The following is a 10,154-nucleotide window of genomic DNA, read 5'->3' as shown; positions in this document are numbered from 1 at the left end:
CTTGGCAACAGCGGCGCAACGCCGAAGGCGCTCAGATCCAGTGGATGTTCACCACCGAGAAGGCTCGCGAAAAACTCCGCAAAGCCTATCCCGTCAAGGAGTCATAATCTCTGTGGAACGGTACTAGAATGTCGGAAACCTGACGAAACCATCGCCAGGGCCGGGCCGGCGGTATGGCGAGTGGTGCAACTAAAACGGTCTGCCAATTCCGGTCACGGCGGACGGCCGCAATCCGTCACGGAGGCCAGTGGTGACATGGGATACGATGTCGTTCGGTTCGCGATTGCCAATCCTATTGGAGTGTTCAATGGTCCATCTCCATTATGATATCCCGTCCCTAACTGCCCTTGAGGTATTCGAGGCATCGGCACGCCATTTGTCGTTCAAGCTTGCGGCTTTCGAGCTAGAAGTGACATCGGGAGAGATCCGTCGGCAGATCAAAGCCATTGAGGGGCAGCTTGGCGTTCGGCTGATTGTTGGGTCTGGAGCTGACGTCGAGCTTAGCAGCGCTGGCGAAGACCTCTATAGGTTGCTGGCAAGCAGCTTTTCACGGGCGTCGGAAGTCGTGAGGATTATTAAACGCCGCGATTATTCCCGGAATGACGAGAGAGCGGAACTATTGTTTGGCGATATTATCTACCGGTCTGCGGTCCCGGCTTCGCCCAGCAGCACTGCGGTGTGACCGCCAAGTGCTTGCCCGAATTGCCACTCCTGCACCTCGAATGGATCGAACCTGACTGGGCCGGCTGGGACGAGGTCCTGAGTCGCGCCGGGATTCCCATGGGCCGCTTCGTGGCCAGGATGCGACAATCGGGAAGCACCTGGGGACTGGGCTTCGGGAATACCTTCTTCGTGGCTTTTCAAGTCGCCCAGGCTGATCAGGGCGTTGCAGTGGGCTGGCACCGGCTGGTGCGAACATCGGTCGAAGAGGGCAAGCTTATTAGGATTACTGACCTTGAGCAGGACGCCCCAGGAGGACATTATCTAACGTGGAACGACAACGGACCCTTGTCACCGGGGGGCCGAGCGACTGCGCGGATCGTTACGGAAGATCTCGGCCGAAGAGCGGAACGCTTGACGTCAGGACTCGCGCCCGGCGCGTCTTCATGGCCCAGAAGCTAGCGGTGTGGTGATCGGCATCACGGGTGCGGGATGACGTCTGCACCAATGCTGCGTGCCGTGCCCCAGCCTTAGCGAGACCGCAGTCCACATCAGGGGGCAGAACGCGCTGCCGCGGAGATTGGCCAGCCCTTGGTTCAACTGGCGCCCGCGTGGACAGAGGGCTGCCGTTATAGGATTCTGCCGCAGCAACTGACTGTTTGCGTGTGGCGCGGCGCCGGGAGGATGCGAGGATGCCACGGAACGAGGAAGGCTCTGGCTTTGTTCCTTTTTGAGGCGGGATGACGCCCCCGCCCCGAGCCGCCATACTGGCAATGCCGGCGACTGCAATGATCTCGGCCGGAATGCATACGACGATGATGCGATTCATTTTGGGCTGCCCACCCTCTCTGATCTCCGCGGAAGCCGTCAGCTGAGTCTCGCTGCGGCCGCTTGCAGGAATTCAGCATACTCCGACCGGGCTTCGGTCCAACGGGCGCTGGCGCATGCCGGGCCGAGATCGAGTTCGACTGGACGCCGGCGCGGATCAAGAAAGCGCTCGCCCTCCTCGTGGATACCGAGCCCGTGGATACATATCGCGGTGGCGGTTACGGGAGAGGTGCTGATCGACCGCCACATGGCGTCGCCGATCACCCTCGCCGATCGCCGCAATTATCCGGTTTGCCGCGGCCTCGATAGCTCACCGAGCATGCCTTTATCTGCTGCGCAGATCACGATGGTGCGTCCAGCTATCGCACGAGCCGTTCAGGAAAGTCATCTGCCGCGATAGAAGGTGCGTTGTCGCTCCTATTCCTTTTTCGCCGGATCAGGTTTCGGATTATTCACCCACCTTGCTCCGTTCGGAATTCGGAATCCATGCATCGCTCCCCGCCGTAGCATTTCCATGAGAATTCCGGCGGCTGGAGGCATCGGTGTCTGTGGATCGTGGACAAGATAGATCTCGCGTTCGACTACAGGACCCACCAACTTTTTTTGGGTAAATTCACAAAACTGCATCATGGGCAGGACAAGGCTAGGCACGGCGGATACGCCTAGATCGGCGGATACGAGGCCCGCAACCGTGCCGACGTCCCGAGCCTCTGTGATGGTCCCGAGTTGGATTTCGGCAATTTGCAAAGCGCGATCCACATAAGTGCGAATGCTGCTCAAGGGATCGAATGCGACGAAGTCTTCGCCAGCCAAGTCGTTCCAGGACACCGTTTCCATGCCCACAAATCTATGAGATTTCGAGCAGATGCACATCAGACTATCCGCCGCGATCCGTTCACAGACCAGCCGTCCTTTTGCTTTTGGGAAGGAAGTGATGCCAAAATCGACGTGTCCGTTGGACACATAACGAACAACCTCCTCCGCGAAACCATCCTTTACCGATATTCTAACGTTGGGCCTGGCTTCCCGGAATTCGGAAATGACCATCGGCAGCATGATGGACGCGACCGACGAAAGTGCCGCTAGGCTCACGACCCCGTTCAATCCGCTATGGTAAAGCTGGAACCGTGACAGCGCGCTGTCGAATTCTTCAAGAACACGCCGCGCGTTCATCAATAGCTGTTCGCCGGATGCTGTAGGGACGACCCGCCTTGTAGTGCGTTCGAACAGTCGGGTGTCCAGTTCCTCCTCAACCTCGACGATCGTTCGGCTTAAAGCCGATTGCGCGATGTTCAGGAAGCGTGCCGCAGCGGTATATCCGCCGCGCTCCGCGATCGCGACGAACGCCCGCAAATGCCTGAGAGTGATGTTATTGCTCATTCGCGATTGATCTATGCCTAAAAAATGTTAGACGCGCAATGGTTTTTAACGAAGATGACAAGAAGCATGGGGGAACAAGGGAGCGCTCGGGCGATGGCATCGATCAGTCTTGAGGGGCTTTCGAAGCAATATGGCCAGATCCGCGCGCTGGAGCGGCTCGACTTCGCGGCCGAGCAGGGCGAGTTCGTCACCATTCTCGGACCCAGCGGGTCGGGAAAAACGACGGTCCTCTCGCTGATTGCCGGACTGACGGAGCCGACCACCGGTCGTATCGTCCTCGGCGGCCGCGACGTCACGGCAACCCGGCCGGCGCAACGCAATATCGGGCTAGTGTTCCAGAGCTACGCGTTGTTTCCGCATATGTCAGTGTTCGACAACGTCGCCTTTCCGCTGAAGGTCCGGGGCGTGTCGGCAGAGGATGCGCGGCGGCGGGTCGGCGATGCGCTGGACCTAGTGCGCCTCCGCGGTTTCGAAGCTCGACGCCCGACCCAGCTTTCCGGAGGCCAGCAGCAGCGCGTTGCCTTTGCGCGGGCCATCGTGTTTCAGCCCGACATCCTGCTGCTCGACGAGCCGCTTGCGGCTCTGGACCGAATGCTGCGCGAGCAGTTGCAAGTCGAGCTGAAACAACTGCAACGCAAACTCGGAATTACCACGATCCTGGTCACCCACGACCAGGAGGAAGCGCTTTCGCTCTCGGATCGCGTGCTCGTCTTGGCCGACGGTACGGTCCAGCAGATCGCTGAGCCCTTGGAAGCCTATACTAGACCTGCCAATCAGTTTGTCGCAGGCTTTCTCGGCACTACCAATTGCCTTAATGGCGAAGCGATCCGGCATAGTACCGGGAATTGGGTCATCCGGCTCGGCTCCGGCGAGGAATTGCCCTACCGCGCGTTCGACGAGACGTCCGGATCGCTGGTATCCGTCAGCATACGGCCAGAACATGTTCGCGTGCTCGCGTCGAGTGCGGAGCGGGGTGTCCCCGCGACCGTCATCGAATCCGTCTATCTCGGCCAAACCGTCCGTTACCACGTCGAGACAGCGCGCGGCACGCTGCTGATCGCCGCATGCATGCAAACCGGGCGGCCATATCCGCCAGGAGCATCCATTCGCGTCGATTGGGATGCCGAAGCCGTGTGGCTCATTCCTGAGGGCGGCGAATCGCGGGCGAAGGTCCAGCACGCCGCGCCCGAATTGCTAAGAGTCTAAGTCAACCACAACTGAAGACGCTGAGAGGAACTTGACCATGGAAACGAAACGAACGCTTTCCGCTCTGTTAGCACTGCTTGCCGGGGTGACGGTCTTTGCTGGTGCTCCGTTCGATGCCAGGGCGGAGGATGCGGTAACTGAAATCCGCATAGTCGAAGCCGGCGGTGCATCCGGTGACTCGATCGAGAAAGGCTACATCACGCCGTTTACACAAAAGACTGGCATAAAGGTGGTCCGCGAGAGCCCGAACGGGATTGGAAAGCTGCAGGCGATGGTCGCATCCGGTAACATCTCTGCGGTGCTTTTCGAGCTCACTGAGGTCCAGCAGGCCAAGGCTTTAAACCTGCTCGAACCGCTCGATTGGGAGGCGATCGCTCCGTTGCCGATCTTTCCTGAGTCGCGCGACGATTACGCACTTGGGTATCAGTACTATTCAACCATCATGACCTGGCGTAAGGACGCCAAGGCACCGTCGAACTGGGCTGATTTCTGGAACGTCGAAGATTTCCCTGGCAAACGCTCCCTTCCGGACATGGCATTTTATGCTATTCCGATCGCGTTGTTGGCCGACGGCGTGAAGCCTGACCAGCTCTATCCGCTCGATCTAGACCGCGCCTTCAAGAGCTTGAAAAAGCTTAGCCCCGACGTTGCCGTCTGGTGGGCCGCCGGCGCTCAGCCGCCGCAACTCCTGAATGACAACGAAGTGCAGTATGCTGTCGCATGGTCGGGGCGCGTCACCGCTGAGCCGATGCTGGACTACTCGTTCAACCAGGGTCTGATCGACACCAGCTTCTTCACCGTCCCGCGCGGCGCCAACCCGGCGCAAAAGGCTGCTGCAATGAAGCTACTGCATGAGATGACTGTACCGGAGAACCAGGCTGTCGCGGCAAGCGTCATTTCCTATACCGGAAACAGCCCGGATCTTGATGCCCTCTTGCCGAAGGATCGCATTGGACAGTTCCCGACCGCGAAGCAGAACAAGGACGTGCAGGTCGGTTACGATCACAAATGGTGGGCCGATCACGGCAAGGAGGTCGAGGAGCGCTGGCTCAATTTCAAGCTCGGACTTTGAGATTTTAGACTCTGGAACCTTGGGCTCGCCGTCTGGAAAGGAACAGGGGGCGAGCTGGCATAATACAGCTGACGGATGTAGGACATGGGACGCATCGGGTTCAATCGCAACGGTTTTGGATACGTGCTACCCTTGGCTGTGGTCATGCTGGTCGCATTCAACGTTCCGATCCTGCTAATGTTGCGTATCAGCGTCGCGCCCTCGTGGACGCTAGCAAACTACCTGCATCTCATCCAGGAAGAGGCTTATCTAAAAGTCCTGCTTAACACCTTCAAGGTGGCGGCGATCACCACTGTTTGCTCCGCTCTGATTGGATATCCGGTCGCCTATTGGATGACCCGGCTGTCGCCAACCGGGCGGTTGGTAGCAATCGCTTTCGTAATGATACCATTCTGGGTCAGCGTCCTGGTACGGAGCTATGCTTGGATCGTACTCCTCGGCAATGCTGGTATCGTCAACCGGACGCTGCTCTCGCTCGCCGTCATCGATCAGCCAATCGATCTAATGTACAACGAACTCGGAGTGACCATCGGGATGACCAACATTCTGATCCCGTTCAACGTCCTACCGCTCTATGCCGCGATGACGAAGCTCGACCGCCGCCTGCTGCAGGCCTCAGCGACCTTGGGTGGATCGGATTTCCAGACATTCTGGCTGGTTTTCTTTCCCCTGACTCGGCAAGCCCTTGCCGCGAGCGCTCTATTGGTCTTCATCTCAGCAATCGGGTTCTACATCACTCCGGCACTCCTCGGCGGCGGGCGTGTTTCGATGATAGCAAATGTCCTCGACGTCTTGATCAACCGGTTTCCGAGCTGGGGATTAGCTGCAGCAATTTCTACCGTACTGCTTGCGGCCAGCGTCGCTCTCTACGCGCTCTATCGCCGCGCTGCGGCGCATTCGGGCATGTGAGGGATGTCATGAGCAAGCGACAAGGGCGATACGGCCAGGGCGGTCGCCCCGATATGCCGAACACCCTGGATGCATTTGAAGGCGCGCCGATCGAGCGGCGCCGGCGCAGGTTTGCCCTCGGGCGCGTGATTCTGAGTGCGGTAGCGATCTCAGTCCTGCTTTTCCTGTCTCTGCCGATCCTGGTGGTCGTGCCAATGTCGTTCTCGAGCGCGAGCACACTCCAGTTTCCACCACCAGGATTATCGCTTCGCTGGTATGCAGCATTCTTCACGGATCCACGCTGGATCAACGATCTGTGGACCTCGTTAGGAGTGGCGCTTGTCGCAAGCACGCTGGCGCTGCTGCTTGGAGGCTCGGCCGCCTACGGCCTAGTGCGGGGAAGGTTTGCCGGGCGGCTGGTTGTCGAGGCCAATTTCATCCTGCCGATCGTGATTCCGTCCGTCATCACCGCGCTGGCGCTATATCTTGTGTTCGCGCGTATCGGTCTGCTGGGAACCTTGCCAGCGCTTATCATCGGGCACATGGTCCTTGGGGTTCCCGTAGTAGTCCTCGTGATGACCGTCGCCTTCCGGGGTTTCGACGTCAGGCTAGAGCAAGTGGCCTTCACCTTAGGAGCTTCTACGCGAGTAATGCTGTTGCGAGTCCTGCTCCCTAACGTCCTTCCCAGCATCGGAGCCGCCTGGATCTTCGCTTTCATCACCAGCTTCGACGAGGTCATCGTCACGATCTTCATCTCCGGAACCTATGAAACCGTACCGAAGCGGATGTTTAATGAGCTGGTACTCCAAATCGATCCGACGATCACGGCCATTGCCTCTTTGCTAACCGGAATCAGTATTCTCCTGCTCGTGGTATCGGCCCTGCTGATGAGGTCAGGACAGCGGGCTAAATCGGGATGTGACTAGCCCGAATCGAAAGGGATTACTGAAACGAGGGGAACATTATTCATGCGTGGTCGTGAATGAGTCAGGGTCAATCATGTGTACGGTCTGTTGCGCGCGGCCCAAGCATCTGGCGAAGCGGCGCCGCCTGGTACGGGGTTTAATGGAGAGCGAAAGGTCGGCCGCCGTTGTTAGATCAAGTGCTTTACTCTAGGTGTCGACAGAACCTGTTAAACGCACCACCCCGGTCCAGAGGGAGCTGATGGTGCTAACCAGGCCGGCCCTATAGTTGGCATGGCCTTGCCGAATGCCCAATGTTGCGCCGGCTCGTTCCGGTAGATTCATGGTAGCCCCACAGAAAGCAGAGGCAGCATATGTCGAGAAATCCCATCTCCCGCGTTCGCGCCAAGGGCGACGCCTTCTCTATCGGCTTCACGCTCGGGCGGGCCACCGCCGCCGGCTTCCGCCAGCGCGTCATGAGCACCGAAGAATTTCAGGCGCTGTTCGCCCGCTGGCGTGGATCGGAATATCTGCAGGCGCTGGAATCCGCGGCCCGTGCGGCCTATCCCCGCTTTGTGCGTGAGATCGAGGGCATCGCCGAAGGTGCCGGGCAGGATTTCGAAACGGTTTTCCTCTGGAACTGCCGGGGCGACCTACGGCTTCCCGAGCACGTCTCCCCAGTAACGAAAGCCATAGCCGCCGCCGGCTGCACCACACTTCTCATTCCGGCGGAAGGCGACGCTCCGGCGATAATCGCCCATAACGAGGACGGCGCGGCGGAGTTTCTAGGCGCTTGTATCTGGGTTGAGGTCGAGCCCGACGAGGGCCCCGCCTGGAGCAGCTTCATGTATCCCGGCATGCTGCCGGGGCACACATTTGGGTTAAACGAGGCCGGGCTCGTCCAGACTGTCAACCACATCAGCGCTCAAGATTTTCAGCCTTGCGTGCCACGGCAGGTCATCTGCCGCGCGATCCTCGATGCGGGAAGTCTGGACGAAGCGGTCGAAATCCTGAAGCGCAAGGACCGCGCCAGCGGCTTCCATCACAATCTCGGTGAGGCGACGACGCGCCGGCTTGCCTCTGTCGAAGCGCCGGCCTCAGGCTGCGCCGTTCGGGAGGTCGCCTCGCCGCGAGCCCACGCCAACCACTTGCTCTTCGGGGAATTCGACGGATTGGAGCAGACGATCATCCTCTCTTCCCGCAACCGGCAGGAGGCGGCGGACCGGATGATCGCGGAAGGAGCGCTCGCGAGGGGCGCGGAGGCAGTACTCTTCGACGAGACCACCCCGATCTTTTGCGACAGCAATCGGGGGGATGATATCGGTCAGACCCTCGCCACGAGCGTCTTCGCCCTTTTCCCTGATCGCGTCGAATGGCGCGTGCACGCCACGCCGGGCGAGCGCGACGCGCTAAGCGGAACGATGCGTGTCGTCTAAATTAAAGCATCCCTATAGTTCTATAAAACAATTACCAAGGTTTCGATGGCAGAACTGGCGGAGATGGTGTTGTTCGGCCGCTTCGTATGTGCGCCACCGAAATCTTCGATCGGTGCTACCTTTGATGCTGATCGCCAGCAACGCCAGCAGATCGCCGGCTTCGATGAGATCACGGAGTACGAACTTAGCGCTTATTTGGTCGCCCGTGAAGAAAGCCATTTCGGCACGAGCCCCGTTTCGGAGGCTATTCCGGTTGAGCTGCGGAGGTCAGGCTGATCGTGGCTGGACCGGTGACGCTGGAGCGGTTGCAAGCAGCGCCAGGAAGAAGGCAAACAAAAGCCTCAGCCAGTTGAGCAAGAGGCTGAAGTTGTAGCCGGCGAGCATGGCGTTGTTGGCGTCGCCTTCGGTGAAGGCCAGAAAGTTGCGGCCCATGCGATGGTCCTGCTTGAGATGGCCGATGACCGGTTCGACGGCGGCCCGGCGTCGCAGTGCCCGCTTGATGGTCTTGGGTGAGGCCGCGCCTGTAGCCGGCGACATGGACCTTGAACATGTCCTTCGGCGCATTGTGGCCGCGATAGCCGGCATCGGCGACGATCTTACCGAGACTGGCGCCGATCGCGGTTTCGATGGCGGGAATGACGGTGGCCAGCGTGTGGCCGTCATAGGGATTGCCGGGCAGCGCCTTGACATGGGCGACGAACTGGCCGCCGCGGCTGCGCTACAGCGTGGTGGCGACCGAGACCTTGACGCCGAACTCATAGGGCTTGTGGGCCTTGCCCTTGCCGATGCATTCCATCTCGGGAGCATGCAGGGAATAGACCTTGCGGCCGCGCTCGCGCTGCCGCTGGTCCCTGACGCGCCGGGCAAGCGACAGCGGCAGGGCGAAGACCTGGGCCAGTTCCGGCTGCCCGGCGAGCTTGCGGGTAATGTCGCGGATCACCGCAGCATGGTACGCAGCCGCTTGAGCGCCCGGTTGGCGCGCTTGAATTGCTTGGCAATGGGCATAACGCTGATGCTTGATCAGCGCGAACTTGCCGACCCGCGCATAGGGCTGGCGCAGGACCGATGCCGTGTTTTTTGGCCAGCGTCACCAGCCGCTCGCGGGCCCGATGCATCAGCTTGGCGTCGGTCGGGAAGGTGATGGCCTTCTCCTGCACTGTGGTGTCGACGATCACCGCACGGAAGTCGGCCGGTTTGGCCGCCCCCAGCCGCGTCGCTGCCGCAAGGCTCTCCTGGAGCAAGGCCATCAGCCGCTCCTCGCCCATGCGCAGAYGCCAGCGCGTCAGCGAGCTGCGGTCGAAGGGCAGGCGGTGCTGGAAGAACTCCTCGCCGCACAACAGCTGGTAATAGGGGTTCTCAAGCCAGCGCTCGCACAGCGCCTCGTCGGACAGGTTGTGCATCGACTTGAGGATGGCCAGGCCCGTCATCAACCGGGTCGGCAGCGGCGGCCGGCCGGGATCGTCGTCATAGACCGCGCCAAGCCGTTGTTCGAGGAAACGCCAGTCGATCGACCGGGTCAGTTTCACCAGCGCATGATCCATGTTGAGGATCTGGTCGAGCCGGGATCGCAACAGGTCGGTCTGTCCGCTTTCGCGCCGTTCCTTCGGCCGCATCGCACGCTCCCCTCGCAGCTTCGCCACAACAGTCGAATCACGCGTACGGGCACGCTTCAATTTGCCGGAAATCGCCGCTCGAAGCCACGATTTCCGGCAAAATCAAACGCAAAACTGGAGCAGAATCCTAAATTGAATCAAAGCCTTCCGAGTTCTTCACGGACGACTA

8 protein-coding genes and 1 pseudogene are annotated in these 10,154 nt (G+C 59.9%); 7 read left to right on the top strand and 2 right to left on the bottom strand.

Annotation, left to right across the window (positions count from 1 at the left end; all coding sequences use genetic code 11):
• The first annotated feature begins 307 nt into the window (after positions 1 to 307).
• On the top strand, positions 308 to 682 hold the full coding sequence (locus AC1D1L_RS32855) for a LysR family transcriptional regulator (protein ID WP_477345626.1): 375 nt from the start codon (positions 308 to 310) through the stop codon (positions 680 to 682).
• 1,223 nt (positions 683 to 1,905) lie between these two features.
• Here the strand turns inward: AC1D1L_RS32855 and AC1D1L_RS32850 are convergent.
• On the bottom strand, positions 1,906 to 2,868 hold the full coding sequence (locus tag AC1D1L_RS32850) for a LysR family transcriptional regulator (RefSeq protein WP_477345625.1): 963 nt from the start codon (positions 2,866 to 2,868) through the stop codon (positions 1,906 to 1,908).
• Between the two features lie 93 nt (positions 2,869 to 2,961).
• Here AC1D1L_RS32850 and AC1D1L_RS32845 point away from each other — a divergent pair, with 93 nt between their 5' ends.
• The 6 genes from AC1D1L_RS32845 (at position 2,962) to AC1D1L_RS32820 (ending at position 8,648) form a co-directional block, all read left to right on the top strand.
• Positions 2,962 to 4,074, top strand: coding sequence for an ABC transporter ATP-binding protein (locus AC1D1L_RS32845; RefSeq protein ID WP_477345624.1), 1,113 nt, complete (start codon positions 2,962 to 2,964; stop codon positions 4,072 to 4,074).
• Between the two features lie 37 nt (positions 4,075 to 4,111).
• Entirely contained in the window at positions 4,112 to 5,146 is a 1,035-nt protein-coding gene (locus AC1D1L_RS32840) for an extracellular solute-binding protein (RefSeq protein ID WP_477345623.1), read from the top strand.
• A gap of 84 nt (positions 5,147 to 5,230) precedes the next feature.
• Positions 5,231 to 6,055 (top strand): ABC transporter permease, encoded by an 825-nt coding sequence (locus AC1D1L_RS32835; RefSeq protein ID WP_477345622.1) that lies wholly within the window; start codon positions 5,231 to 5,233, stop codon positions 6,053 to 6,055.
• A gap of 8 nt (positions 6,056 to 6,063) precedes the next feature.
• Positions 6,064 to 6,960 (top strand): ABC transporter permease, encoded by an 897-nt coding sequence (locus AC1D1L_RS32830; RefSeq protein ID WP_477345621.1) that lies wholly within the window; start codon positions 6,064 to 6,066, stop codon positions 6,958 to 6,960.
• Positions 6,961 to 7,310: 350 nt separating this feature from the next.
• On the top strand, positions 7,311 to 8,372 hold the full coding sequence (locus AC1D1L_RS32825; RefSeq protein WP_477345620.1) for a C45 family autoproteolytic acyltransferase/hydolase: 1,062 nt from the start codon (positions 7,311 to 7,313) through the stop codon (positions 8,370 to 8,372).
• Between the two features lie 45 nt (positions 8,373 to 8,417).
• Positions 8,418 to 8,648 (top strand): hypothetical protein, encoded by a 231-nt coding sequence (locus AC1D1L_RS32820; RefSeq protein WP_477345619.1) that lies wholly within the window; start codon positions 8,418 to 8,420, stop codon positions 8,646 to 8,648.
• Here the strand turns inward: AC1D1L_RS32820 and AC1D1L_RS32815 are convergent.
• Positions 8,640 to 9,985, bottom strand: a pseudogene (locus AC1D1L_RS32815) (IS5 family transposase). The gene AC1D1L_RS32820 and the pseudogene AC1D1L_RS32815 overlap by 9 nt on opposite strands.
• Positions 9,986 to 10,154 lie beyond the last annotated feature (169 nt).

This window comes from Mesorhizobium sp. P2_D6, from assembly GCF_056404315.1.
Note: the sequence above shows the minus strand (reverse complement) of the source record. Positions and strands in the feature narration are given on the sequence as shown.

What these genes read in the sequence shown, in the direction of transcription:
- AC1D1L_RS32835 (WP_477345622.1), top strand. Translation starts at nt 5,231, where the DNA reads ATGGGACGCATCGGGTTCAATCGCAACGGTTTTGGATACGTGCTACCC.
- AC1D1L_RS32820 (WP_477345619.1), top strand. Translation starts at nt 8,418, where the DNA reads ATGGCAGAACTGGCGGAGATGGTGTTGTTCGGCCGCTTCGTATGTGCG.
- AC1D1L_RS32825 (WP_477345620.1), top strand. Translation starts at nt 7,311, where the DNA reads ATGTCGAGAAATCCCATCTCCCGCGTTCGCGCCAAGGGCGACGCCTTC.
- AC1D1L_RS32830 (WP_477345621.1), top strand. Translation starts at nt 6,064, where the DNA reads ATGAGCAAGCGACAAGGGCGATACGGCCAGGGCGGTCGCCCCGATATG.
- AC1D1L_RS32840 (WP_477345623.1), top strand. Translation starts at nt 4,112, where the DNA reads ATGGAAACGAAACGAACGCTTTCCGCTCTGTTAGCACTGCTTGCCGGG.
- AC1D1L_RS32855 (WP_477345626.1), top strand. Translation starts at nt 308, where the DNA reads ATGGTCCATCTCCATTATGATATCCCGTCCCTAACTGCCCTTGAGGTA.
- AC1D1L_RS32850 (WP_477345625.1), bottom strand. Translation starts at nt 2,868, where the DNA reads ATGAGCAATAACATCACTCTCAGGCATTTGCGGGCGTTCGTCGCGATC.
- AC1D1L_RS32845 (WP_477345624.1), top strand. Translation starts at nt 2,962, where the DNA reads ATGGCATCGATCAGTCTTGAGGGGCTTTCGAAGCAATATGGCCAGATC.